At 28.3% G+C, this 25,729-nt stretch carries 24 protein-coding genes; 10 read left to right on the forward strand and 14 right to left on the reverse strand.

What is annotated here, in order from left to right; genetic code table 11:
• Positions 1-139: 139 nt before the first annotated feature.
• On the forward strand, positions 140-3,607 hold the full coding sequence (locus R3X25_RS09320) for a hypothetical protein (RefSeq protein WP_317674137.1): 3,468 nt from the start codon (positions 140-142) through the stop codon (positions 3,605-3,607).
• Between the two features lie 63 nt (positions 3,608-3,670).
• On the opposite strand, the gene xerD is transcribed toward R3X25_RS09320, so the two are convergent.
• Complete coding sequence (xerD, locus tag R3X25_RS09325) at positions 3,671-4,567, reverse strand: site-specific tyrosine recombinase XerD (protein WP_317674139.1); 897 nt, start codon at positions 4,565-4,567, stop codon at positions 3,671-3,673.
• 221 nt (positions 4,568-4,788) lie between these two features.
• Here xerD and R3X25_RS09330 point away from each other — a divergent pair, with 221 nt between their 5' ends.
• From R3X25_RS09330 to aroQ, 3 genes are all read left to right on the forward strand, one after another.
• Positions 4,789-5,343, forward strand: a complete 555-nt coding sequence (locus R3X25_RS09330; RefSeq protein WP_317674141.1) for an outer membrane beta-barrel protein — start codon at positions 4,789-4,791, stop codon at positions 5,341-5,343.
• Between the two features lie 7 nt (positions 5,344-5,350).
• Complete coding sequence (locus tag R3X25_RS09335; RefSeq protein WP_317674143.1) at positions 5,351-6,007, forward strand: porin family protein; 657 nt, start codon at positions 5,351-5,353, stop codon at positions 6,005-6,007.
• A gap of 64 nt (positions 6,008-6,071) precedes the next feature.
• Entirely contained in the window at positions 6,072-6,485 is a 414-nt protein-coding gene (gene aroQ, locus R3X25_RS09340; protein WP_317674145.1) for a type II 3-dehydroquinate dehydratase, read from the forward strand.
• Here the strand turns inward: aroQ and R3X25_RS09345 are convergent.
• Genes R3X25_RS09345 through R3X25_RS09355 form a run of 3 tightly spaced genes read right to left on the reverse strand, consistent with a single transcriptional unit; the run spans position 6,468 to position 9,737 of the window.
• Complete coding sequence (locus R3X25_RS09345) at positions 6,468-7,646, reverse strand: DUF4105 domain-containing protein (RefSeq protein ID WP_317674147.1); 1,179 nt, start codon at positions 7,644-7,646, stop codon at positions 6,468-6,470. The two genes, aroQ and R3X25_RS09345, sit on opposite strands and share 18 nt — an antisense overlap.
• On the reverse strand, positions 7,647-8,711 hold the full coding sequence (locus R3X25_RS09350) for a PorV/PorQ family protein (protein WP_411556574.1): 1,065 nt from the start codon (positions 8,709-8,711) through the stop codon (positions 7,647-7,649).
• Positions 8,712-8,768: 57 nt separating this feature from the next.
• Entirely contained in the window at positions 8,769-9,737 is a 969-nt protein-coding gene (locus R3X25_RS09355; protein ID WP_317674149.1) for a YheT family hydrolase, read from the reverse strand.
• A gap of 73 nt (positions 9,738-9,810) precedes the next feature.
• Here R3X25_RS09355 and R3X25_RS09360 point away from each other — a divergent pair, with 73 nt between their 5' ends.
• Positions 9,811-10,554: a CDP-alcohol phosphatidyltransferase family protein gene (locus R3X25_RS09360; protein WP_317674151.1), complete on the forward strand. Its 744-nt coding sequence runs from the start codon at positions 9,811-9,813 to the stop codon at positions 10,552-10,554.
• A complete protein-coding gene (locus tag R3X25_RS09365) occupies positions 10,551-11,006 on the forward strand; it encodes a GNAT family N-acetyltransferase (protein ID WP_317674153.1) in 456 nt (151 codons plus the stop codon). The genes R3X25_RS09360 and R3X25_RS09365 overlap by 4 nt, the downstream gene beginning before the upstream one ends.
• 69 nt (positions 11,007-11,075) lie before the next feature.
• On the opposite strand, the gene lptB is transcribed toward R3X25_RS09365, so the two are convergent.
• The 4 genes from lptB to R3X25_RS09385 all read right to left on the reverse strand — a co-directional run bounded on the left by lptB (position 11,076) and on the right by R3X25_RS09385 (position 14,027).
• Positions 11,076-11,810 (reverse strand): LPS export ABC transporter ATP-binding protein, encoded by a 735-nt coding sequence (gene lptB, locus R3X25_RS09370; protein ID WP_317674155.1) that lies wholly within the window; start codon positions 11,808-11,810, stop codon positions 11,076-11,078.
• A gap of 83 nt (positions 11,811-11,893) precedes the next feature.
• A complete protein-coding gene (locus R3X25_RS09375) occupies positions 11,894-12,247 on the reverse strand; it encodes a carboxymuconolactone decarboxylase family protein (RefSeq protein ID WP_317674157.1) in 354 nt (117 codons plus the stop codon).
• Complete coding sequence (gene tatC / locus R3X25_RS09380; protein WP_317674158.1) at positions 12,240-13,058, reverse strand: twin-arginine translocase subunit TatC; 819 nt, start codon at positions 13,056-13,058, stop codon at positions 12,240-12,242. The genes R3X25_RS09375 and tatC overlap by 8 nt, the downstream gene beginning before the upstream one ends.
• On the reverse strand, positions 13,059-14,027 hold the full coding sequence (locus R3X25_RS09385) for a KpsF/GutQ family sugar-phosphate isomerase (protein WP_317674159.1): 969 nt from the start codon (positions 14,025-14,027) through the stop codon (positions 13,059-13,061).
• 167 nt (positions 14,028-14,194) lie between these two features.
• Here R3X25_RS09385 and recQ point away from each other — a divergent pair, with 167 nt between their 5' ends.
• Entirely contained in the window at positions 14,195-16,393 is a 2,199-nt protein-coding gene (gene recQ / locus R3X25_RS09390; protein WP_317674160.1) for a DNA helicase RecQ, read from the forward strand.
• A gap of 92 nt (positions 16,394-16,485) precedes the next feature.
• On the opposite strand, the gene R3X25_RS09395 is transcribed toward recQ, so the two are convergent.
• Entirely contained in the window at positions 16,486-17,157 is a 672-nt protein-coding gene (locus R3X25_RS09395) for a ZIP family metal transporter (RefSeq protein ID WP_317674161.1), read from the reverse strand.
• A complete protein-coding gene (locus tag R3X25_RS09400; protein WP_317674163.1) occupies positions 17,154-17,879 on the reverse strand; it encodes a class I SAM-dependent methyltransferase in 726 nt (241 codons plus the stop codon). The genes R3X25_RS09395 and R3X25_RS09400 overlap by 4 nt, the downstream gene beginning before the upstream one ends.
• Before the next feature lie 95 nt (positions 17,880-17,974).
• Here R3X25_RS09400 and R3X25_RS09405 point away from each other — a divergent pair, with 95 nt between their 5' ends.
• Entirely contained in the window at positions 17,975-19,138 is a 1,164-nt protein-coding gene (locus tag R3X25_RS09405) for a class I SAM-dependent RNA methyltransferase (protein ID WP_317674165.1), read from the forward strand.
• A gap of 37 nt (positions 19,139-19,175) precedes the next feature.
• Here the strand turns inward: R3X25_RS09405 and R3X25_RS09410 are convergent, their stop codons facing one another.
• Positions 19,176-20,192: a hypothetical protein gene (locus tag R3X25_RS09410; protein WP_317674167.1), complete on the reverse strand. Its 1,017-nt coding sequence runs from the start codon at positions 20,190-20,192 to the stop codon at positions 19,176-19,178.
• Between the two features lie 313 nt (positions 20,193-20,505).
• Entirely contained in the window at positions 20,506-21,540 is a 1,035-nt protein-coding gene (locus R3X25_RS09415; protein ID WP_317674169.1) for a cytochrome-c peroxidase, read from the reverse strand.
• Between the two features lie 148 nt (positions 21,541-21,688).
• Between R3X25_RS09415 and priA the strand changes: the two genes are divergently transcribed.
• A complete protein-coding gene (priA, locus tag R3X25_RS09420) occupies positions 21,689-24,133 on the forward strand; it encodes a primosomal protein N' (protein WP_317674171.1) in 2,445 nt (814 codons plus the stop codon).
• Here priA and R3X25_RS09425 read toward each other — a convergent pair.
• Both R3X25_RS09425 and R3X25_RS09430 read right to left on the reverse strand, forming a co-directional pair.
• Positions 24,130-24,531, reverse strand: coding sequence for a hypothetical protein (locus R3X25_RS09425; protein ID WP_317674173.1), 402 nt, complete (start codon positions 24,529-24,531; stop codon positions 24,130-24,132). The two genes, priA and R3X25_RS09425, sit on opposite strands and share 4 nt — an antisense overlap.
• Before the next feature lie 18 nt (positions 24,532-24,549).
• Entirely contained in the window at positions 24,550-25,176 is a 627-nt protein-coding gene (locus R3X25_RS09430) for a hypothetical protein (protein WP_317674175.1), read from the reverse strand.
• Positions 25,177-25,385: 209 nt separating this feature from the next.
• Between R3X25_RS09430 and rpsF the strand changes: the two genes are divergently transcribed.
• Complete coding sequence (gene rpsF / locus R3X25_RS09435) at positions 25,386-25,727, forward strand: 30S ribosomal protein S6 (RefSeq protein ID WP_317674177.1); 342 nt, start codon at positions 25,386-25,388, stop codon at positions 25,725-25,727.
• The last annotated feature ends 2 nt before the right edge of the window (positions 25,728-25,729 follow it).

The following is a 25,729-nucleotide window of genomic DNA, read 5'->3' on the forward strand; positions in this document are numbered from 1 at the left end:
AGCTCTCAAAAAATTGAGAGCTTTTTTTTGTGAAATTTTAAAATAATTGAAATTGGTTAACCAATTTCAATTATTTTTTAATATATTTGATCAATCGATTGCACAACTGTAACAATAAAATCAATCATAAAATATAGAAATGGGAACAAGTAAAAGTGAAGCTAGTCAAAGTAGGAAAGATATAGTACAATATGTTAATCTTCAGTTGGCCTCTTTAGGGCAACCAATTTTTCAAGATAATGAAAATGATGTGGAGAAGTTTTGTAACCCTAAACTTCAAAAATTAACAGAATCCTTTACTAAAGGCTTTAGAGAGAAATCTAGATTACTTTCAAAATATCTATCACCAGCGGATTCAAGAATTCAAGATTATTTAAATGACTATTTAAAAGAAGTTGAATGTAATAAAGAATATAATATTCCAAATGATACTTTAGTTTTAAATCAAAAAGGTCATGCAAGAGAAATTAGTTTACCACCAAATGGAAATTCTTTTGTGAGTGAAAATATTACTTCGCATAGAATAAAACAAGGAATACTTAACAATCCAATTCACGATAAAAGAACAACTAAAGGTACTTTTCATATAGTTGAAGGAGATTTACCTGTACCATTAGATAAGTTTGAGGTACCTAAAATTGTTTTTGCTCACTTTCTAAATGCAGCATTAAATCCATCAGACGAATTAAAAACGTTACCATTTACAGCTAATCAAAAAGACAAAGCTAAAGTAATGGTTTCATTATTAATGCGTCCAATGGTATGTCCAGAAGTTAAAGGTGTTATACCTAAAAAAACAATGGAAGTTCGTTTTTTTGCTCCTGGAAGTTTGGTAAGTAATTTGGACTTTGTTGAATCTATTTTTGGAAATGCAGGTGATCCAAATTTAGCGCATAATGATGCTGCTTTAGATCCAGAACATTGGACAGGACATACAGGTTGTATTATTTTAGCACCGCAATTAAAAACATTGAAGAAAAAAGATGTTGGTTTACCACATTGGGATAATGCTACTGAAAGACAAAGAAATGATGGAATGTGCTGGAAAAATGAAGATGAACTTTATAATAATGGTGGTGCATTTAAAATTACTTGTAGAGATGATAGAGGAGTAGTTGTTACTTTAATTGCTGATAATTATTTTGGATATTCAAAAAAAGAAATTAAAACACAAATTAGTTATTCAGCAAATTTATTTGGTTTAGTTGAAGAAGAACATTCAGGTGGTGCAATTGCATTTCCAAGAGGTGTAATGGGTGATATTGTTGATGGTGCTGCATTTTCTGCAAAATATGGAAATCGTTTTACTTTTAATGATGTTAAAACATTATTAGGAGATAGAATTGAAATAAAACCTGAAAATTATGCTATTGATAAAAAGTATCCAAATTTAATTTACATACCAGAAGATGCTTATATTAATACAAATATTAACAGTATTACTTGGACCTATAATAATAAGGAACAAAAATTAATATTATCACCTTATAAAACATATATTCATCCAACAGGAAATAAGTTTAAATTAGAAAAACATAAAGCTATTTCTTTATGGAGAATTGTAAATACGTCACCAGAAGGTATTTTTTGTCATAAACCTTGTACTGTTTCTGGTGGTGGAAAATCTGAAATATCAAAATCAATGTTAAATGCAATTACGTATAGTGCATTCAATATTATTGATATTGATGAAGATTTCAAAAAAGCAGATGAAATAATTGAATTTGATTATTCAAAAAGATGGAAAAATTACGATGCTAGTTTACCTCCATCAAGATCATTTTTAGATAAAGGAAGAACGCTAGGTTCAGCAGTGAAGCTATTAACACCTTCAGAAAAAAATTCAGATGAATTTAACCAGTTTGTTAAGGAAATTCCTGTGCATATTCGATCTTTGGTATTGTTTGTAAAACGTTTATATCGTCAAGATCACGGTGATTTAAATTGGAAAGATTGCATGTCTGTTGAAATAGTAAACGGTCAAAAAGGTACAGGTCTAAAATATTTTAATACAGATGTTGTTGGTAGTTATGTGCGTATTGGATTTAACCAAGAAGGACGATGGATGTTGAATAAATTAAGATCAGATTTTTCAGCTAGTCAAAAAATTCAATTAGAAGATGATATTTCTGCTTCAATAACTTTACCTAGAATTCAGTTTAAAAGTTTAAATCCAGGATTTACAAACAAAAGTTTAAAAGTTGTAGCCAATTGTGAAAGTCATTTATTTCAAAGACCAGATGAAGCAATTGTAAGAGGTTATGATGAAGGAGCTGAACGTGATTTGGTTTCAAACAATGTTTTCTTAACAAATTATGAGCTTTTAACTAAAAAAGATGCTATTGAAATTTACGAAGACACTATTAATTTTGATAAATACACTCAACCGGTAAAAGACTTAATTATTAGTATTGTTAACAGTCCAAATGAAGAAGAATATTTCTCTTTACCATCACATACAAGAATAGTTGATGGAGAACCAACTAAAAATCCACGTTATTTAGAACGTAATATTTTTATTAACGAAACTGAAGATAGCTACTTGGGAGATATTGGAGTTCGTTTATATAGAAAAATTAAATCTGAAGATCCAGTAATTAATATTGTTAATGCGGTTTTACCAGGAAGAAGAAATAATCCAGCAGAAAGAAAAGCAGGAATTAGACCGTTGGCGGTATACAACCCAATTCATTATCAAGAAACTCCAGAGTTATTTATGGACTTTGTTTGTAGTTTAACAGGTAAATCACCATCAACTACAGGAGCAGGTTCTGAAGGAGCTTTAACAAAAGGGCCTTTTAATATGCTAACACCAACAACAGATTTAAATAACGCATTATTATCACACATATTAACAGAGTCTAATGCTTTTAGTACAGCAGCAGGTTATGTTGGTGGAGATAACAAAGTTGATCATGATATTAGTTTATTAATTCCAGAAATTTGGGCACGTTTAGAAGCTGAAGATAGAGATCCAAAAGCTTTAATAGCAAATGGTTCTTTAGAAAAATTAGAAGATTTTGAATATAAAGGTGAAAAAGTTTTAGCGAGCCGTTTAGGCTATAGAATTACAAGTAAATTTTCATTACGTTGTTTAAATAGATTATTTGATGAGCCTAATGCTGTTTTTAACGAAAAAATGCTAAAACCAGAGTTACAAGGTTTAGAAGATTTTGTGGACGGAATTAATAATATTGTGGAAGCACAGCAAAAAGTAGGTATTCGTTATTTTGAAGATGGAAGTGTGGAAGCAGCAATTCCTCCATTAAAAATATTACTTCATATTATGGCTTATGGACATTATGAAGGTAAAGATATTAGCCATCCTGAATTAAGAGCTTATTTTGATAGAGAAGCTATTTTAAATAGCGATTGGTATAAAGATCGTTTAAAATTAAAACAACAAAAAGATATTCAATTTTATGAAAAACAAATTTCATATTTAGAGAATTTTATTTCAAATTCAAATAACACAGATATAGTAGTTGAATTAGATTTAGTAAATAAATTAACCAAAGCTAAATTACAACTAGAAGAAGTAAATTCTAATGAATATTTAGAGAGTTTGAAAGGTACAATTGGTGCTGATCCTTTGTATAAAAAATAAACTTATCTAGAATTAATTAAATAAAAACGGTAGTAAGTACTTAAGTATTTACTACCGTTTTTTTTATTTTCTAGGATGAAACGTATTTACAACTTCTTTTAAAAAGCTTTTGTCTAAATGCATGTATATTTCGGTAGTAGTAATGCTTTCGTGACCAAGCATTTGCTGTATTGCTCTTAAATCTGCGCCACGTTCTAATAAGTGTGTAGCAAATGAATGTCTAAATGTGTGTGGGCTAATTTTTTTGTTTAAATCTATTTTAATTGCTAAATTTTTAACAATAGTAAATATCATTACTCGAGTTAGTTTTTTTCCTCTTCTGTTTAAAAATACCGTGTCTTCAAATCCTTTTTGAACATTTATATGTGAGCGTATATCATTTACATAAAGGCCAATATATTTTTGAGTTTGGTGGTTAATAGGAACAAAACGTTGCTTATTTCCTTTACCAATAACTCTAATAAAACCTTCTTCAAAAAATAAATCAGAAAGTTGTAAGTTTATTAATTCCGAAACACGTAAACCACAACTGTATAAGGTTTCTAAAATAGTTCTATTGCGTTCACCTTGAGGTTTACTTAAATCAATAGCGTTTATTAATAAATCAATTTCTTCTAATGAAAGTGTATCCGGAAGTTTTCTTCCAATTTTTGGAGTTTCAATTAAATCGGTTGGGTTTTCTTTTCTATAATCTTCAAAAACTAAATAATCAAAAAAATTACGCAAGCCAGAAACCAATCTAGCTTGTGAACGTGTATTTAAATTGGAAGCTATAGCATATATAAATTGTTGAAGGTCTTCAAGTTGTATTAAAATTGGAGAAATTGAAATTTCATTTTCTTCTAAATACGAAATTAGTTTTTTTACATCTCTAGAATACGCATCAATAGAATTTTCAGAAAGCCCTTTTTCTAACTTTAAATAGTATTTATAATCTTGTAAAGCGTTGTTCCATTTCATTGTGTAAATATAGGGATATGTATGTGTTATTGAATAAACATTGTTTTAATTTTACTATTTCAAATATATAATTGTTTCAATTATTTAAATTTATTTTTTTAACCATAGGTAGTATTGATTACTATATAATGCACTATTTAATTTTATAGTAGAGTAAACTTTAATTATAGTGTTGTTTAATTATAAAAGTGTATTTTTAATTTCTAAAACAAAAAATTATTATGAAAAAATATTTATTTATACTTCTAGTTCTAGGATGTATTTCAATTGGTATCTCACAAGAAGCAAAATTTTCTTTTCAAGCAGGTTACGTTAGTGGTGCTGGTAAGATTAAATTTGATGGTATAGTATTAGTTGATGATGTAGATACTAGTTTTGCTGATGGGGAAAATGTTACAATAAAAGAATCTGAAGGTGGTTTTTATGCAGGAATATCAGCTGAAATACCATTTTCTGATAAAGTTTATCTAACACCTCAATTATTATATACTAATTTAGATGATCAAAGCTTATTGCAAATTCCAGTTTTTGTAAAATTTAAACTAGATACTAAATTTAGTATAATAGCTGGTCCTCAATTAACGTACACTTTAGAGAAAACAATTGATGAAGTTAGAAAGGTTAATATTGGTGTTGGAGCAGGAGCTTCTTTTGATATTTCTGAAAAGGTTTTTGTTGAAGCTAAATACACCTTACAATTAAACGATTATTATAAAACTAATCAAATAGATTCAAAATTAAACTTTTTGAATATTGGTTTAGGTTATAGATTTTAAAAAAATAATGAAAAAATTAATTTTAATTATAGCTATTACAGTACTTACGGCTATAAATGTAAATTCACAAACTCAATTTGGTGTAAAAACGGGTTTAAATATCGCAAATTTAAGTGGAGATTTAGAAGGTGCTGATTCAAGGCTAGGTTTAAATTTTGGTGTATTTGCAGAAATACTTATTTCTGAAAAACTTATATTCCAACCAGAATTATTGTATTCTATGCAAGGCGCAAAAAGTGATTACTCTGGAGAAGCATATTCTAATAAGGTAAAATTTAAATATAATTATTTGAATGTTCCTTTAATAATAAAATATTATGTTGTGAATAATTTTGCAGTAGAAGTAGGGCCACAAATTGGTTTTCTTCTTTCAGCTAAAGATGATTATACATTTAATTATGGAGGAGAACCTACAAATGAAGAATACGATTCTAAAAATGATTTAAAATCTATTGATTTTGGGTTAAATTTTGGAGTTTCCTATACTATTAGTAAAAAAATTAGCTTTGGAGCAAGGTATAATGTAGGGTTGTATAATATTGATGACGCAACACATTATAACGTTATGCCACAGATTGATGAGATTGCTGAAGATAATGGTGAATATGATTTTGAAATTAAAAACTCGGTATTTTTGTTTTCTGTTGGGTATTTATTTAATTAAAGTACAGATAAAAGGAACTATATTTCCTCTTTTTTTATGCCTAAAAAATTAATACATTTACTTTATGAAAATATTAATACTTAACGGTCCAAACCTAAACTTATTAGGTAAGCGAGAACCTGAAATTTATGGTAGTAAAACTTTTGAAGAATATTACCAACAATTAGTTAAAAAGTATGTAGACATCGAGTTGCATTATTTTCAAAGTAATGTAGAGGGAGAAATAATTAATAAATTACATGAAGTTGGTTTTGAATTTGAAGGTGTAATTTTAAATGCTGGTGCATATACGCATACTTCAGTAGCTATTGGTGATGCAATTAAAGGAATTACAACTCCTGTTATTGAAGTGCATATTTCTAATGTGCATTCGCGTGAAGAATTTCGTCAAGTTTCCTATATAGCACCTGTTGCTAAAGGTGTAATTGCTGGTTTTGGATTGCAAAGTTACGAGCTGGCTTTACAGAGCTTTATTTAATCTAATTATTTTATTAAGGTGAGCATAATGGTTATTAAGTAACGCTAATATTGGAACAATAGCCCAGTTAAAAACTTGAACTTTAAATAGCCATAAAATTAAAGTTAAAATTATAAGCACTATTAATAGTAGGTTATAACCAACAATCCATTTTGGAATTTTACTTTTTAAAAGGTAAAATGCCACTACTATATTAGGTGCAAAAGCCCATAAAAAATTAAAGTTTTTATAAGTTGCAGTATGATCTGTAGCAAACCAAAGTAATAGAATTACAACACCAGTAAGTCCTGTAATAAAATACAAACTAAAATCTAGCCATTTTCTTCGTTTTCCTTTTTTAGAATCTTTTCTAGTAATCCAAATTACCAGTAAAGCAATTATCAAAGTAACTCCTATAGGTGGAAAGTTTGAAGAATTTTTAATAGGATGATTTAATAATTCAATATTTTTTTTAACTAAAGGAATTTTTTTGCCATTTCTTAAAATAGTAGCATTTTCAAAAGCTAGATAAATATAATCGGGTAAAAACTTGTATTCATCAGGTGTTGCAGTATCATCAATTACAGAACCTAAAGCTAAATCAATTCCAAATTTTCCCCATTTCTGATTCTTTGTGTAATCTTCAATTAAATCTCTGTGAGATTTTGTGGTAGTAATATGGTTATTTGGAAATTCAACGTTATTTTGTAAAACATCCTTAACAACATCTTCAATTTTTGTAGCGCAATTGTTGTAAAAGAAATCGTATTTATAATTTTTATTTTCTGGTTTAGCATTGTTTTCTAAATAATTGAAAACTGCTAGAGTTTCGTTAGCATTTAAATTTAAAACTTGTGATTTTACCCAACGTTTTTGGTAATTGTAAACATAAATAAATCTATTAAAATTGTCTTTAGAAAGTTGATATGTTAGTTTCCCTTTTGCAAAATTTAGATAGAAGTTAGGAGCGTCAAAATCAAAAGTACCGTAATTATAAACCCAATCTACACCATTAATTGGATCGTGAATTCTAAAAGCACTATGGCCAAAAGTACTATACAACTCATTATAAGGGCCACAAGTAATTACACTAACCGTAGCTTTATTAGAAAGTTTAAACTGTCCAAAAATTGGTATAAAACTTAAAAGAAAAAAGCCAAAAAGTAGTTTTTTAACACTCATTTATCTGAAATAATCAAAATCAACTTTTACAGAGAAAATATTAGAATATAATGCGCTACCAACATTTCCAATATTAGTTAATGCATAATCTATTTGAATTCCTCTATATTTAAAACCAACACCAAAATTTGGTTGAAAAGAAACTTCTTCAGATCCATCATATTGTAATTCATTTTGAATATTTCCAACACCTAAACGTAAAAATACCGTATCAATATAATCGGCTTGTAAACCTAATGCAGGATCAATACTTACAAAATCGGTTGAAATAATATCGTTTGTTTCTGTAAAACGCATATTTAAATCCACTTCAGCTAAAAGTCCAAAATCTCTATTTATTTCAAACTTTCGGGCAATTCCTAATTGAGCTTTAGGTAAAGTTAATTCAGTAGATTCCGGTAAATCTTGGTTTTCTCCAGGAATGGCATCTTTTATTTTATTGAATTCATCTTCATCAAAACTCCAAGAGTTAAAAGTGGTAGTTATATCGCGTAACATTACCCCAAATTTCCAATCGTTTCTTTCAAATTGAACTGCAACATCTAAACCAAATCCCCAAGAAGTTGCAAAATCTCCAATAATTCTTCGAACAATTTTAGTGTTTAAACCTACATTTAAACCTTGTACAGGTAATTTGCGAGCATAAGCAAAGTTTAAGGCATAATCTGCAGTTGAAAATAAATTAATTCTGTTATAATCAATATTACCATCTGCATCAATCAATTCTGTTGTATCTAAAATATCATCAACTCCAAATCTAATTATAGATACACCAATAGCACTTCTATCGTCTAGAGGCATTGCAAAACCAGCATAATCATAACCAGCAATTCCTTCAAAATAATTGGCATGCATAAGTGATGCTTGGTAGTCTTCAACTTGTGTTAATCCAGCAGGATTCCAATATCCAGAATTTACATCGTTACTAGTTGCAACTACAGCTTTTGCCATACCAAATGCAGCTGCATCTACACCAATATTTAAAAATTCATTAGAATATTTTCGTGCCGTTTGTGAAAAAGCAATGTGTGAAATACAAAAAATAAGTACTACTATTTTTTTCAATGTTGTTTATTTAAGGTTAAGCGAAAATAAAAAATCTTTATTAGTAAACGTTTATATTTACAAAATAATATGTTTTATAAATTGATGAATACGTTTTTCGCTCCATAAATTTCTATTAGAATTAAAAGAAGTGTTAAAACCAACATGACCACCATAATCTGGAATTTCTAAATTTAAATACGTGTTATTTTTAGCATGTTGAATAGGGTAACAGTTTTCACCTAAAAAAGTATCGTCTTTAGCATTTATAAGTAATGTAGGTGTTGTTATCTTATTTAAATATTGAAGAGAACTGTTTTTTTTCCAATAATCTTCAGCGTTTTTAAAGCCGAATAAAGGAGCCGTAATAGCATTGTCAAAATCTTCAAAATTTTTAGAATTTAAAATAGCTTTTTTAGAAAGTTTTGCTTCAGGAAATTTTTTACTTTTTTCCAAAGACTTTTGTTTTAAGGTTTTTAAAAAACGATTTAAGTAAAACTTATTGTGTGTTTTTTCCAACTCTCTTGATGAACTTTCTAAATCAACAGGTGTAGAAATGGCAATTGCACATTTTATTTGAGGTGAAATTATAGAGTTTTCACCCAAATATTTTAATACAATATTTCCTCCCATACTATAACCTAAAAGTGCTATGTTTTTGTGCTTATAATTTTCTGTAACATAATTTATAATAGTTTCTAAATCGTCAGTTTTACCGCTATGGTAAGAGTACATAAAGTTATTATCTTCTCCACTACAACCTCGAAAATTTAAAGCAAGACAATCAATTTTTTGTTTATTAAGGTAATTACAAACAGAAATAATGTATTTAGAATTTGAACTTCCTTCTAATCCATGACAAGCAATTACTAACGTTTCTGAATTAACTGTAGAAAAATCAAGTTCTAAAAAATCTTTGTCAGGTGTTGAAATTCGTTTTCTGCTATACTTAATTTTTTGGTTTGTAAATAAGGTTTTATACGAAGTATTTAGGTGCGTGTTTTTGAAAAATAAGTTGGGTTTGTAACTAGATTGAATAATTGGCATTTACAATTTTTTAAAAAATAAATATAATTAAATCTTTTGAAGAACAATTTACTATTTTTACAAAAATAATTTTATGACACTTAAAAAATACATTCCAAATTTACTAACGCTATTAAATTTATTAAGTGGTACAATAGCTGTAATATATGCTGTTAATAATGAGTTAGTTATTGCTGCGTATTTGGTTTTTTTAGGCATATTTTTTGATTTTTTTGATGGATTTGCAGCACGTTTATTTAAAGTATCTGGTGAATTAGGTAAACAGTTAGACTCTTTAGCCGATGTTGTTACAAGTGGAGTAGTACCTGGAATTGTTATTTATAAGTTGTTACAATCTAAAACTACATTAGAAATATTTAACACTAAAATTGTTAGTTGGGAAAGTAGTGAATTAGAATTGTTGCCTTTTTTAGGTCTTTTAATAACACTTGGTGCAGCTTACCGATTAGCAAAATTTAATATTGATGAACGCCAAACAAGCTCGTTTATAGGTTTACCAACACCTGCAGCTTCAATTTTTGTATTAAGTTTACCATTAATATTAGAATTTAGTTCAATTGAATTTATACATGCGTTAATTTTAAATAAATGGTTTTTAATACTAATTTCATTAGTACTCACATATTTAATGAATGCCGAAATTTCATTATTTTCATTAAAGTTTAAAAATTATGCATGGAAAAACAATCAAATAAAATATGTATTTTTAATTACTACTGTTCTATTATTTGCTGTTTTGCAATTTGTTGCGGTTCCACTTATTATTATAACCTATGTTGTTTTATCAATTATTTCTAACACTATTAAATTAAAATGATTTTTAGAAAAGCTAGAATAGAAGATGTATCAAGTATTGTAAAAATTATTGCAAGTGATTCGTTAGGCAAATTAAGAGAAGACTATCAAGAACCACTTCCTGAAAAATATTATGAAGCCTTTAAAATTATTGATGCAGATACCTCAAATGAATTAATTGTTGTTGAAGATAAAAATACTTCTGCCATTATTGGAACGTTGCAATTAACTTTTATTCAATATTTAGCTTATCAAGGAGGATTAAGAGTTCAAATAGAAAACGTTTTTATTAATGAAAGTTTTAGAGGAAAAGGAATAGGTAAAAAATTATTTGAATGGGCAATTGCAAGAGCAAAAGAAAAAAACGCACATATTGTGCAACTTACTAGTGATAAAAAAAGACCTAAAGCCATTAAATTTTACACAAATTTAGGTTTTAAAGCTACACACGAAGGTTTTAAACTTCATATTTAGGTAACCATATTTTACTGTATATCGTTTGTAATAACTGGCTTTATTTTAAGATTAGAGAAAAAGTATAAGTTAAAACTTCTTTTGTTTCAACTCAAAATCTTTACCTAGATAAACTCTACGTACAGTTTCATCTTCGGCTAATTCTTGAGGAGTTCCTTCTTTAAGTATTCCACCTTCAAACATTAAATATGTTTTATCAGTAATTGCCAAAGTTTCTTGCACATTGTGGTCGGTAATTAAAATACCAATATTTCGGTCTTTTAAATGTGCTACAATACTTTGAATATCTTCAACAGCAATTGGATCTACACCTGCAAAAGGTTCATCTAATAATATAAATTTTGGATCTGATGCTAATGCACGAGCAATTTCGGTTCTTCTTCGTTCACCTCCAGACAATAAATCTCCTCGGTTTTTACGAACATGACCTAAACTAAACTCATCAATTAACGATTCTAATTTTTCTTTTTGTTCTTTTTTAGATAAATCTGTAAATTGTAATACAGACATAATATTATCTTCAACAGATAATTTTCTGAAAACAGAAGCTTCTTGTGCTAAATATCCAACACCAGCTTGGGCGCGTTTGTGCATTGGGAAATCGGTAATATTTTCGTTGTCTAAATAAATTTTCCCTTCGTTAGGTTTAATCATTCCAACAATCATGTAAAATGAAGTTGTTTTTCCTGCACCATTTGGACCTAATAAACCAACAATTTCACCTTGTTCTACTTGTACTGAAACGCCTTTTACAACGTATCTGCTACCGTATTTCTTTTTTATATTTTCAGCTCTTAAAATCATTCTTTTTTAGTTTATAAAGTTTCAACCTTAATGGTTTTAAAAGTTATATTTAAATTAAAATAACTTTTACTACTCACTACTCACTACTCACCATTAACTTTTTCTAATTCTTCCCAAAACTCGTAAGCTCTTCGTAAGTGAGGAATTACAATAGTTCCACCAACTAAAGTGGCAACTTCCATAGTTTCCATCATTTGTTCTTTAGTAATACCTTCATTATAAGCAGTTTCTAAATGATATTTTATACAATCGTCACAGCGTAAAACAGCAGATGCTACTAAACCTAGAAGTTCTTTAGTTTTAACGTCTAAATGTCCTTCTTTGTATGTATTTGTATCTAAATTAAAAATACGTTTAATTATTTTATGATTTCCGGATAATATCTTATCGTTCATTTTTTCACGATAAGCATTAAATTCTTCTACTTGATTAGGCATTTTTTTTAGATTTTTTTAGTTCACGTTTTTCAACTACTCTGGAAATATAGATACTTACTTCATATAAAATTAGAATAGGAATAGCTACAATAATTTGGCTAATAATATCTGGAGGTGTAATAATAGCTGATAAAACTAATACTAATACCAAAGCATGTTTTCTGTATTTTTTTAAGAATGAAGGTGTAACTAATCCCATTTTTGATAAAAAGAAAATTACAATTGGTAATTCAAAAATTAATCCAGACGCTAATAATGAAGAGCGAACAAGACTGATATACGAACCAATTTTAATGTTACGTTCAACAGCATCACTTACCGAATAATTTCCTAAAAAGTTAACGGATAATGGTGTAACCACATAATAGCCAAATAACACTCCTAGAAAAAATAAAAATGATGAAATTATAATAAACGATTTTGCTCCTTTTCGTTCTGTTTTATGCAATCCTGGACTTATAAATTTCCATACTTCATAAATTAAATAAGGAAAAGCCAGAATAAAACCAACCGTAATTGAGGTCCAAATATGAACACTAAATTGTTCAGCCATTGCTAAACTTTGAAAAGTAAACGGAATATCATCTATGCATAAACCATCTGTTCCAAAAAACTGGGAAACTTTACAAAAAAAACGATAGGTTATAAAATTGGCATCTTTTGGTGCAAATAATATGGTATTAAAAATAAATCCTTTCATTACAAAAGCAATAATTCCAAATAAAAATATTGCAAGCGTAGAACGGATTAAATGCCAACGCAATTCTTCTACGTGGTCTAAAAAAGACATTTCTTTTTCTTGTTCTGCCATTTAAAAAATTCCTTCTTTTAGTAAATCATGTAAATGTACAACACCTACATATTTGTTATTTTTTTCAACCAATAATTGAGTAATACTATTATTTTCCATAGTATCTAAAGCTTCAATAGCCATAGCACTAGCTTGGATAGTTTTAGGATTTTTACTCATAATATTTTCAGCCGTTAAGCCAGAAATATCGGTGTTGTTTTTTAACATTCTTCTTAAATCACCATCTGTAACTATACCTATAATTTTATTTTCATTATCTACAACAGCAGTTGTTCCTAATCGTTTTTTAGAAATTTCAATTATAACATCGTTTATTGGAGTAGTAGGTTTTACTTGTGGTAATTCATTTTTTTCGATTAAATCACTGACTCTTAAATATAGCTTTTTACCTAAAGCTCCACCAGGATGGTATTTTGCAAAATCTGAACTCGAAAAATGATTCATTTCTAATAAACAAACTGCTAAAGCATCACCAATAACAAGTTGTGCTGTTGTGCTAGTTGTTGGAGCTAGATTATTTGGACATGCTTCTTTTTCTACATGAGAGTTTAAAACAAAATCTGCATTTTTTCCTAAAAAAGATTCTGGATTTCCCGTTAAAGCAATAATTTTATTCCCATAATTTTTAATAAAAGGAACTAAAACTTTTATTTCAGGAGTATTTCCACTTTTTGAAATACAAATTACCACATCATCTTTTAAAATAGAACCTAAATCACCGTGTATAGCGTCAGCAGCATGCATATAAACTGCAGGTGTACCAGTAGAATTCATAGTAGCTACAATTTTTTGAGCAATAATGGCGCTTTTACCAATTCCAGTAATTATAACTCTTCCTTTAGAATTTCTAATAAATTTAACAGCATTTTCAAACTCTTCGTTTAGAAATTTTATTAAATTCGCAATTGCTTTACTTTCAAGGTTTATTGTTTGTATAGCAGTATTAAGTATTTTGCTTTTATTTTTCAAAGATTTGTTTTTTTTTTAAATTAAAAAATGTTTATCTTTAGTAGCTAACAAAAATATATTTATTTAGTCAGAAATTGAATAAAGATCTAAAAAAATATTATTTTACTTCAAAACTAACCCAAATAAAACAAAATATTTAAAACATAGATTAACGAATTACTAGCATAATGAGTGACAAAAAGATTGATATACAAAGCGCTTTAAAAAAATATTTTGGTTTTACTAAATTTAAAGGTTTACAAGAGGAAGTTATAGAAAGTATTGTTGAAGGGAATGATACTTTTGTTATTATGCCAACAGGAGGTGGTAAATCGCTATGTTACCAATTACCAGCTTTGGTAAAAGGAGGTACAGCTATTGTAGTTTCTCCTTTAATTGCATTAATGAAAAATCAGGTAGATGCCATTAGAGGTATTTCTTCAGAAAATGGTATTGCACATGTTTTAAATTCTTCATTAAATAAAACCGAAATAGCACAAGTAAAAAAAGATATAGAAGATGGAATTACAAAATTATTATATGTAGCGCCAGAATCTTTAATAAAGGAAGAATATGTTGAATTTTTAAAACGTCAGAAAATTTCTTTTGTAGCCATTGATGAAGCGCATTGTATTTCAGAATGGGGACACGATTTTAGACCTGAATATAGAAATTTAAGAACTATAATTCAACAAATTGATGATGTTCCAATAATAGGTTTAACGGCAACAGCAACTGAAAAAGTTCAAGAAGATATTCTAAAAACATTAGGTATGTCTGATGCTAAAACCTTTAAAGCATCATTTAATAGACCTAATTTATATTATGAAGTAAGACCAAAAACAGCAAATATTAATAGTGATATAATTCGCTTTGTTAATCAGCACAAAAATAAGTCTGGAATTATTTATTGTTTAAGTAGAAAAAAAGTTGAAGACGTAGCTCAATTACTTCAAGTAAATGGAATTAAAGCAGTTCCATACCACGCTGGTTTAGATGCAAAAACCAGAGCAAAACATCAAGACATGTTTTTAATGGAAGATGTAGATGTTGTAGTAGCAACTATTGCTTTTGGAATGGGAATAGATAAACCCGATGTTCGTTTTGTAATTCACCATGATATTCCAAAGAGTTTAGAAAGTTATTACCAAGAAACAGGTAGAGCTGGACGTGATGGAGGAGAAGGTATTTGTTTAGCATATTACGCATATAAAGATATTGAAAAACTAGAAAAATTTCTTTCAGGTAAACCAATTGCAGAACAAGAAATTGGAAATGCACTTTTGCAAGAAGTAGTTGGTTATGCAGAAACTTCTATGTCTAGACGAAAATATTTATTGCATTATTTTGGCGAAGAATTTGATGAAGAAAATGGTCTGGGAGCAGATATGGACGACAATGTTAGAAATCCAAAAAAGAAAATAGAAGCAAAAGCAGAACTTAAAATATTACTAGAAGTAGTTAGAGATAGTAATCAAAAATACAAATCTAAAGAAGTTGTAAATACTTTAATAGGTAAAGTAAATGCTTTATTAAAATCTCATAAAACAGATGAGCAACCATTTTTTGGTATTGGAAAAAAATATGAAGCTAACTATTGGATGGCGTTAATTCGACAAGCATTAGTAGCCGGTTATTTAAAAAAAGAAATTGAACAATATGGAGTAGTTAAATTAACTGAAAAAGGAGCGGATTATATAAAAACTCCAACATCATTTATGATGACTGAAGATCATATTTATACAGATGATGATACAACTCCAGTAATTTCAAATGCTAAAGGTTCAGGAGTAGCTGCAGATGAAACATTGGTTAAAATGTTAAAGGAATTGCAAAAATCTGTAGCAAAGAAAAATGGAGTTCCACCGTATGCTGTTTTTCAAGAAACATCATTAGAAGATATGGCTTTAAAATATCCAATTACTATGGATGAATTAAAGAATATTTTTGGAGTAGGAGAAGGTAAAGCACGTAAATTTGGAAAACCATTTGTAGATTTAATTACAAAATATGTTGAAGAAAACGATATTTTACGTCCTGATGATTTTGTAGTAAAAAGTACAGGTGTTAATTCTGGACTAAAATTGTATATAATTCAAAATACAGATAGAAAATTACCTTTAATGGATATTGCAAAAGCTAAAGGTTTAGAATTTAACGCTTTAATTGAAGAGCTGCAACGTATTGTTTATAGTGGAACAAAACTTAATATAGATTATTGTATTGATGAAATGTTGGATGAAGATCAACAAGAAGAAATATTTGAATACTTTATGGATTCTGAAACGGATAGAATTCAAGATGCGTTAGATGAATTTGATGGTGATTATGATGAAGAGGAGTTGCGTTTAATGAGAATTAAATTTATTAGCCAAGTTGCTAATTAAAGTTTTAAATAATAGAATAATATTTAAAAAAAGCTCTTTAACTATTATGGTTAAAGAGCTTTTTTTTATTAACGTATTTCAGTTCTATACTATTAAGCTAAATAAGCTATAAACATACCTACCAGTATTGCTAAAAATTTCAATAAATTAAATTTATGTTCTTTTGAAGATTCAAATAAAATTACTGTTGAAATATGTAAAAATATACCAATTATAATAGCTGAAATTTCAGTTTTATAGTTAATTAAAAATGGGATTTTTTCTCCTGCAAAAGTACCTAGTGGAGACATTAATGAGAATAATACTAGAAATAATATAGACATTTTTTTTGGGAATTTAGAATTAACAAAAAATGTACCTAATATTATTGCAACTGGAACTTTATGAATTACAATTGCCCATAGTAAATGCTCATGATGACTGTGATTAGTTAACGGAAGTCCTTCCATAAAAGCATGTGCACACAAACTTAAAAATAAAGCCCAAGGGAAAACATTTTCTGTTTCAATATGTATGTGTCCATGTTCAGCACCTTTTGAGAAAAAATCTAATATTAATTGCATTAAAAGCCCAAGAAGAATAAATAACCCTACCGAATCATTGTTGGCGGTGTAAACTTCTGGTATTAAGTGTAGTATGGTAATTGAGAGTAGGTAAGCTCCACTAAAGCCAAGTAAAAGTTGAGCAATTTTATTGCTTGGTTTTAAACCATAAACAATAGCAATACCTATTAAAACTGATAAAATCAAAATTAAATATGTCATTCTGCAATAATAATTAATCTGTCCGAACTATTCTTTTTAAACTCATTTAGCTTATAGTCGCCAAAAATATGTTTTACTTTCAAACCTGCCAAATTCATATATTCTTGAATTCTATTTAGGTCTAAATTTTTAACTTTTTCAAAATAAACATGTTCTTTACCGTCAGCTTTAAATTCAATTTGTTTTACAATAAATTTACCTTCAATATAACGCGAAATGTTAAACGTAATACCATCTATTTCTTGAACATTTTCAGGCACTAAATTAGAAATTACATTAGTACAATTCATAAAATCAATTACAGCAATTCCGTTTGGCTCTAACGCATTTTTAATGTTTTTAAGCACATTAATATCTTCGTTATCATCTTCAAAAAAGCCAAAACTTGTAAATAAATTTAATATTCCATTGTATTTTCTTTTAAATGGAATACGCATATCATGTTCTAAAAAATGTAAAGTTTCATTTTCGAATTTTTTAGCGTGTTTTATACTGTTTGGCGATAAATCTGCGCCTATCACATTGTAACCCAGTGAGTTTAAGTAAATAGAATGTCTTCCTTTTCCACAAGCTAAATCTAATAATAAATCTTCTTTCTTAAAGTTTAAAAAAGAAAGTAAATGTTGCATAAACTCTTGAGCTTCAGTAAAATCCCTATGTTTGTATAATGTGTGATAATAGCTTGTGTTAAACCACAAAGCAAACCAATCTTTTTTTGACATAATTTTTAAATTCATGCAAAAATAAGCATTTGTTTTATTCTAAAAACTGAAAACCGCTTCATTTTATTTAAGTACTTTTGCAAAAAAGATATTTAATGCATCAAAATTTTAAAATGGTTGCTACTACTTTATTCGGTTTAGAAGAAGTTTTAGCAAATGAATTAAAGCAATTAGGAGCACAAAAGGTTGAAACTGGAGTACGAAGCGTTTCGTTTTTTGGAGACAAAGGGTTTATGTATAAGGCAAATATGTCACTACGTACCGCAATAAGAATATTAAAACCAATTAAAAGTTTTAGAGTTTTTGATGAAGATGATTTGTATGAAAAACTTCAGAAGATAAATTGGGAACAATTTATGAATGCTGATAGCACATTTTCTATTGGTGCGGTGGTAAATTCAAAAAGTTTTACTTCAAACTCACATTACATATCATTAAAATCTAAAGATGCAATTGCCGATTATTTTAGGCATAAATATCATAGACGACCAAATGTAGATTTAAAACATCCAGATATTAAAATACATGTTCATATTCAAAAGGGTGGTTGTTCGGTATCGCTAGATAGTTCTGGAGATAGTTTACACAAACGTGGTTATAGAAGCGCCACAAATATTGCTCCAATTAACGAAGTTTTAGCTGCAGGTTTAGTATTACTTTCTGGTTACAATGGAAATGGAAATTTTATTGATCCAATGTGTGGATCGGGAACTATTTTAATTGAAGCAGCTATGATTGCTTGTAACATACCAGCAAATATTAATAGAAACGAATTTGCTTTTGAAAAATGGGATGATTACGATGAAGATTTATTTTTTAAAATTCAAGATGTTTTATTGAAAAAAATTACCAATCCGCATTTTAAAATTATGGGATTTGATAAAGCACCTTCGGCAGTTAGAAAAGCTAAAGAGAATGTTGAGAACGCTAATTTAAGTGATTTTATAGGTGTACACCATGTTAACTTTTTTAATTCTGTAAAAGAAGTTTTTGGAAAAACTACCATTGTATTTAATCCACCATATGGAGAGCGTTTAAATATTGATGTTGAAGAATTTTATGGAAAAATAGGAGACACGTTAAAACACCATTACCCAGATACAACAGCTTGGCTAATTACGTCAGATTTTGAAGCTTTAAAACATGTTGGTTTACGTACTTCAAAAAGAATTGCACTTAAAAATGCTGATTTGAATTGTAAATTTGTGAAATACGAAATTTACGAAGGAAGTAGAAAAGAAAAAAAGGCATTGCAATAATGCAACACCTTTTTATTCTCTAAACTTAAACTATATATTAACTACGTCTTCTACTTGTTGACGTTGTGCTTCTTGTACTTTGTTTTTTTACTGGAGTTCTACTAGTTGCAGAACTTTTTCTTTGTGTTGAACTAGAGCTTCTATTTGTTGCTGAAGGAGTTCTAGTTGAAGTTGAAGAACGATTTATTGTTCTATTAGGTGTTTTTGTATTAATACTTCTTGTTGTTGTAGAAGTACGATTTGTGCTTCTACTTGGTGAAGTAGATGTACTTCTTCTTGTTGTAACGTCATTTCTATTTCTAGTAGAAGTACTTGTTCTGTTAGTATTGTAATCTCTTTTTTTAGAAGTGTTTACTCTTGTAGAGTTGTTTGTTGAACGTTTTGGAATTGAACTAGTTGCAACTCTTCTATGTGTATTATTAGAATTTCTTTTTGAATAATATTTGTTTTTTGAATGATCTGAATAGTATTTATTTCTAATAGGTTTGTAATTATTTCTATAAGCTTTGTGACTTACCACTCTATATTCAAAATAAGGTCTTGTAAAGAAATTATGGTATGGATGGTATACATATTTTCTATTATATCTATTAATATAGCCACTAGTGTAAGAGTAAAATCCATAGTTATCATAATGTACATATAAATGTCCTACTCTTCTAACTCTATTGTTATAATAGTTAATATCTACATTACCAATTTGAGAAACTCTTCCGTAGTAATCATAAAAAATAGGAATGTTTTCTACTTGAATTACAGCTCCAAATCTATCGTACTGTAAATAAGCATCGTAATTGTAACCAGAGTTGAATGATATATCTACATTGTTACTGTGGTAATTTACGTTTACGCCTTTACGTTGATTAAGGTAAAAATCAAATTCACCATTTTGAAAAACTGCAAATGTTACACCGTCTTCAACAAATGTGAAAGAATTTCCATAACCATTATTGTAACGGTTATAATCGGTTGTATTATTGTTTGTTGTTGTTGAAGCAATTGCTCCAATGCTAACTAATACAAATGTTGCGAATAAAAATAATTTGTTTTTCATAATTGATAAATTTAAGTTAATACTTTGTGTGCTTCCCAGCATTACACTTTTACAATTACAAACAACGTGCCAAAAAAAAAGTACCCTATAAAAATAGGGTACTAACTTAAACAAACTACCATGAATAAATCAATGTTATTAAGGTTTTTTATTTACTTTAAAATACTTGTATTTAGTTGGTTATACAATTTTATAAACCTTAATAAATAAACTCGAATTTATTACACAACAAATATATTTTTAATATTTTAAATTAGACGTAACACGTATTACTATGCTTTGTAACATTTGTTAAGTATTAATAAAATATAATTTATAAAGTATTTTTAATGTCTTCTGGTAACTCACCAGTTAATGAGTTTAAAAATGCTACCATAGCATCTAATTCATCTGGTGTAAACTCTTTATTTAATTGAATTTTACCCATAATTGATACCGCATCTTTTAAATCATTTACACTTCCATCATGAAAATAAGGATACGTTTTAGCAATATTTCTTAAAGATGGTGATTTAAAAATATATTTATCACCTTCTTTTTTTGTTACTTCAAATTTACCTTCATCAATAGTTTTACTTTTTGTGTATTTCCAATAATCATCAAACAAACCAAATTTTTGATGAATATTTCCTCCTAAAGCATTTCCTGAATGGCAAGCAGTACAGCCATTATCTATAAATAATTGTAAACCTTTTAGTTCTTTTTCATTAAGAATTTCAATATTTCCTGCAATAAAATCATCAAATTTTGAAGGTGTTATTAGTTTACGTTCAAATGCTCCAATTGCTTTTTGAATATTTTTATAAGTAATTGGTTTTTCATCTTCAGGAAAAGCAGTTTCAAACATTTCTAGGTAATTCTCATCTTCTAAAAGTCTTTCTACTACAACTTCTTCGCTAGGCATAGCCATTTCAACTGGGTTTAAAATAGGCCCACCAGCTTGTGCTTCTACATCAGGTTCTCTACCATCCCAAAATTGATCTTTATGCAATGCAGCATTTAAAACTGTAGGAGAATTTCTAGTACCTAAGCCACCATCGTTCCCCGGTGAAGTAGGTAAGTTGTCTACACCATAAGTTTTTAAATCATGACATGTATTACAACTTTGTGTATTATCTTTAGATAATCTATTGTCAAAATATAATTTTTTCCCTAAAACAACTTTTTCTTCGGTTATTTCATTTTCAGGATTGTTAACCTGTGTTGGAAGTGTTCCAAATATTGTTGATGCCTTTTTTTGAAGCGCAACATATTCAGGATTTGATGCTTTTGTTTCTTTTTTCTTGTTAGAAGTATTACAACTTGTAGCAATAACTAATAGTATAATTACGTATAAATATTTTTTCATAAGTTTTAGTTTTAAACAACAAATTTAATACTTGGGTTTAGTTGAAAAGGTGATAAAAGTCACTATTTAGAATAATTCTAATTAAGAAGTAATAATTTTTCTTCATTATTAAATTGAAATGAATATTTTTACACTTTAATTAGTCAAATTGAGCAATTTTATAAACGTAGTATTACCAATTCCACTTCAAAAGCTATTTACATATAGTGTAACAGAAGCTGAAGCAGAATTTCTAAAACCTGGAATGCGAGTTGCTGTAGAGTTTGGAAAGTCAAAAGTATATACTGCTTTAGTTTATGAAATTCATCAAAACCCACCAATAGCTTATGAAGCAAAGGATATTCATCAAATTTTAGATGATAAACCAGTGGTAAACGAGCTACAATTAAAACATTGGGAGTGGCTTTCAAATTATTATATGTGCTCTCTAGGTGAGGTTTTTAGAGCTGCATTGCCTTCAGCATTTCTTTTAGAAAGTGAAAGTATTATTCAATTAGTTTTAGGTGAAAAAGATGAAACTGAATTAACTGATGATGAGTTTTTAATTTATGAAGCTTTACAACATCAACCAGAATTAACTGTAAATAAAGTTGTAGAAATATTAGGAAAAAAAACTGTTTTTCCTGTTTTAAAACAATTAATTGAAAAAGAAATAATTGTTATAAAAGAACAAATTTACGAGCAGTATAAACCAAAGTTGGTAAAGTATGTGCGTTTAAACGCTAGTTTTGATAATGAAACTAAATTACCAGAGTTATTAGAAGAGTTAAGTAGAGCTAAAAAACAAAGAGACGCAGTTTTAACGTATTTTCAATTAAAAGCTCAAAAAAAACCAATAAAAGCAACAGATTTAATTGAAAAAGCAAATGTTTCAACAGCTGTAATAAAATCTTTAGTAGATAAAGAAATTTTTGAATTTTATTACATTCAAACAGATAGGGTAGATTTTAATGTAAAAAAATCTGTAATTAAAAAATTAACAGAATATCAAAACACAGCTTATTCAGAAATAAAATCTTCTTTTGAAAACAAACATGTTACATTATTAAAAGGTATTACAAGTAGTGGTAAAACTGAAATTTATGCAAAACTTATTCAAGAAGCATTAGAAAAAGGAAAGCAAGTTTTGTATTTATTACCTGAAATTGCTCTAACAACTCAAATTATTCAGCGATTGCAATTGTACTTTGGAGAATACTTATCAGTTTATCACTCAAAATATACGGTTAACGAGCGAGTTGAAGTATGGAATAATACACTGCACAATAAGAAAAAAGCACGATTAATTTTAGGAGCTAGATCATCATTATTTTTACCATTTTCAAATCTAGATTTAATTATTGTAGATGAAGAGCATGAGCCTTCTTATAAGCAATACAATCCTTCGCCACGCTATCATGCACGTGACGCTAGTATTGTTTTAGCAGGTTTTCATAAAGCAAAAGTATTGTTAGGTTCTGCAACTCCAAGTATTGAAACTTCATACAATGCCAAACAAAACAAGTATGGTTATGTTGAATTAAATAGACGTTTTAACAATGTACTGTTGCCAGAAATTGAACTAGTTAATATAAAGGAGAAGTACAGAAAAAAAAGAATGAAAGGTCATTTTTCTGATAGGTTAATTAAAATGATTGAAGAAACTTTAGAAGAAAAAGAACAAGTTATTTTATTTCAGAATAGACGAGGATATTCTCCAGTTGTAGAATGTGAAACTTGTGGAGTTTCTCCACAATGTCCAAATTGTGATGTAAGCTTAACATATCATAATTATAAAAAAGAATTACAATGTCATTATTGTGGACATAAACAAGCTATGTTACATAATTGCGGTGCGTGTGGTAGTCCAACTTTAAATACAAAAGGTTTTGGAACAGAGCAAATTGAAGAAGAATTAGAACATTTATTTCCGGAGGCTAATATTGGTAGAATGGATTTAGATACTACGCGTGGAAAATATGGTTACCAAAAAATAATAGGGAAATTTCAAGCACAAGAAATTGATATTTTGGTAGGTACACAAATGCTATCAAAAGGTTTAGATTTTTCTAATGTTACTTTAGTTGGTGTAATGAATGCAGATAACATGCTTAATTTTCCAGATTTTAGAGCATACGAACGTAGTTATCAATTAATGGTACAAGTAGCTGGTAGAGCAGGAAGAGTTAAAAAAAGAGGAAGAGTTGCTATTCAGACTTTTAATCCATACCATCAAATTTTACAGCAAGTTTCTACTAATAATTACGAGGCAATGTTTAAAGAACAACTGGATGAACGATGGCAATATAAATACCCTCCGTTTTATAGATTGATAAAGTTAACACTACGCCATAAAGATTTTAATAGAGTGGAAACTGCAGCAAATTGGTTAGGAAAGTCTATGACTAATAGCTTTAAGCAAAATGTTCTTGGACCAACAACTCCATCAATTTCCAAAATTAGAAACTATTACATTAGAACAATAATTCTAAAAATTCCACAAGAAAACTCGTTAGGTAAAACTAAAAACCACCTTAAAAAAATATTAAACTCATTTCAAGCTATAACTGATTTTAGATCCGTTAAAGTTGGGGTAGATGTTGATAATTATTAAAATTCTTTGATTAAAAAAAATCTATTTCCATATGTTTTTGCTATAGTGACTACCTTTCCATTAGAGAAATTCAGACAATAAACACCAATTATTTTTTCATCTTTAGATAATTTAACAGGTATGCCGTTATATCCCTCAAAATACTTACCATTACTGTAATTAATTCCATTATATTGATCTCTAACTCCTTGAGAAATTTGTTTTATTGATTCTGAAGAACTCCAAATAAATTCATTTATACCAACTAACCCTAGTTTTTTCTTATTCTTATAAATTTCTTTTAATTCATTTAATGAAGGCAAAACCCAACGACCGTCATCATGGTAATGTAGTATTTGAGGTATTGAATGAAGTTCACCAACATCTGGAATGTTTTTATAAATATTATCTAATTTCATTAAACGCTTTGTGTTTATTCAACCAAAACCAATGTCGTTATTAAAATTACCTATCATATCAAATTCATTAGAATTTATTTCTGTATTTGCAGTTTCTACATCACCATATTTGTCCCAGTTTCTATAGCTAATTCCACTAAAGCCATTACTAGTTAAATCATCATTAACTTCTTGGGATTCGCCCCAATCAAAAGTTGCCCAATTCGATTTTTCAAAAACGTGAACTTTATTTGAGTCGTAAGAGTAAACTACAAAGCCATGTTGACCAGTTTTATCAACATAAGCTACTTTTCCTCCTAAATATTTTTCGCCAATAAAATGCTTTTTAAGAGTGATTAATAAATTTGGATATGTTCCAATTATTTCTATACCATCACTAGCCACAATATTTAGTTCTTGCATTTGAATAGTATAATTTGGATGCTTCCCAAAGAAAAAGACACCTTTTCCAGACTCTAATGTTATGTCACCTATTTTAATAGATGTTAATGGAACTTGATTAGGGTTAATATTAGTATTAACATTTTTTACAGGTATACTTTGACTATTTGTGTTTTTTACCCTAATAGGATTGACCTGACTGTATATAAAAGTCATACTAAATATAAATAGAATTTTTGTAAAATGAAGTAAAAAATTTTTCATACTAAAAGAATTAAATAAAACAATAAAAATACACTCTAAAAAGAGTTTTAATAGTAGATTTTTTAGTTCTAATAGCTTGATTTCTAATTTACAAAAATTTTAAATAAAAAACCAAGCTTTTTGTGAAAATAGTTTAGTTGTTATAGTGGTTCTTTTATATTAATTTGTATATTTGCACGCTTAAAAAGTAAAATTTAAAATTAATAAATATGAATCATTACGAAACTGTTTTCATTTTGAATCCCGTTTTATCTGATGTTCAGGTAAAGGAAACAGTAAAGAAGTTCGAGGACTATCTTGTTTCTAAAGGTGCCGAAATGATTTCGAAGGAAGATTGGGGGCTAAAAAAATTAGCTTACACAATTCAGAACAAGAAAAGTGGATTTTACCACTTATTTGAATTCAAACTTGAAGGTGCAGAAGTTGCTCCATTTGAATTAGAATTTAGAAGAGATGATAGCGTTATGCGTTATTTAACTGTAAGTTTAGACAAGCACGCTGCTGCTTGGGCTGAAAAAAGAAGAGACAGAGTTAAATCATCTAAAAAATAAGA

Origin of the sequence: Lutibacter sp. TH_r2 (assembly GCF_033101135.1) — a bacterium.
Lineage (GTDB): Bacteria > Bacteroidota > Bacteroidia > Flavobacteriales > Flavobacteriaceae > Lutibacter.

Coding starts and splice junctions, on each gene's coding strand:
- R3X25_RS09415 (WP_317674169.1), bottom strand. CDS start 21,540: ATGAAAAAATATTTATACGTAATTATACTATTAGTTATTGCTACAAGT.
- R3X25_RS09395 (WP_317674161.1), bottom strand. CDS start 17,157: ATGACATATTTAATTTTGATTTTATCAGTTTTAATAGGTATTGCTATT.
- R3X25_RS09360 (WP_317674151.1), top strand. CDS start 9,811: ATGACACTTAAAAAATACATTCCAAATTTACTAACGCTATTAAATTTA.
- R3X25_RS09355 (WP_317674149.1), bottom strand. CDS start 9,737: ATGCCAATTATTCAATCTAGTTACAAACCCAACTTATTTTTCAAAAAC.
- R3X25_RS09320 (WP_317674137.1), top strand. CDS start 140: ATGGGAACAAGTAAAAGTGAAGCTAGTCAAAGTAGGAAAGATATAGTA.
- lptB (WP_317674155.1), bottom strand. CDS start 11,810: ATGATTTTAAGAGCTGAAAATATAAAAAAGAAATACGGTAGCAGATAC.
- R3X25_RS09335 (WP_317674143.1), top strand. CDS start 5,351: ATGAAAAAATTAATTTTAATTATAGCTATTACAGTACTTACGGCTATA.
- R3X25_RS09425 (WP_317674173.1), bottom strand. CDS start 24,531: ATGAAATTAGATAATATTTATAAAAACATTCCAGATGTTGGTGAACTT.
- R3X25_RS09345 (WP_317674147.1), bottom strand. CDS start 7,646: ATGAGTGTTAAAAAACTACTTTTTGGCTTTTTTCTTTTAAGTTTTATA.
- R3X25_RS09430 (WP_317674175.1), bottom strand. CDS start 25,176: ATGAAAAATTTTTTACTTCATTTTACAAAAATTCTATTTATATTTAGT.
- rpsF (WP_317674177.1), top strand. CDS start 25,386: ATGAATCATTACGAAACTGTTTTCATTTTGAATCCCGTTTTATCTGAT.
- R3X25_RS09405 (WP_317674165.1), top strand. CDS start 17,975: ATGCATCAAAATTTTAAAATGGTTGCTACTACTTTATTCGGTTTAGAA.
- R3X25_RS09375 (WP_317674157.1), bottom strand. CDS start 12,247: ATGCCTAATCAAGTAGAAGAATTTAATGCTTATCGTGAAAAAATGAAC.
- R3X25_RS09400 (WP_317674163.1), bottom strand. CDS start 17,879: ATGTCAAAAAAAGATTGGTTTGCTTTGTGGTTTAACACAAGCTATTAT.
- R3X25_RS09330 (WP_317674141.1), top strand. CDS start 4,789: ATGAAAAAATATTTATTTATACTTCTAGTTCTAGGATGTATTTCAATT.
- aroQ (WP_317674145.1), top strand. CDS start 6,072: ATGAAAATATTAATACTTAACGGTCCAAACCTAAACTTATTAGGTAAG.
- R3X25_RS09410 (WP_317674167.1), bottom strand. CDS start 20,192: ATGAAAAACAAATTATTTTTATTCGCAACATTTGTATTAGTTAGCATT.
- R3X25_RS09365 (WP_317674153.1), top strand. CDS start 10,551: ATGATTTTTAGAAAAGCTAGAATAGAAGATGTATCAAGTATTGTAAAA.
- xerD (WP_317674139.1), bottom strand. CDS start 4,567: ATGAAATGGAACAACGCTTTACAAGATTATAAATACTATTTAAAGTTA.
- recQ (WP_317674160.1), top strand. CDS start 14,195: ATGAGTGACAAAAAGATTGATATACAAAGCGCTTTAAAAAAATATTTT.
- tatC (WP_317674158.1), bottom strand. CDS start 13,058: ATGGCAGAACAAGAAAAAGAAATGTCTTTTTTAGACCACGTAGAAGAA.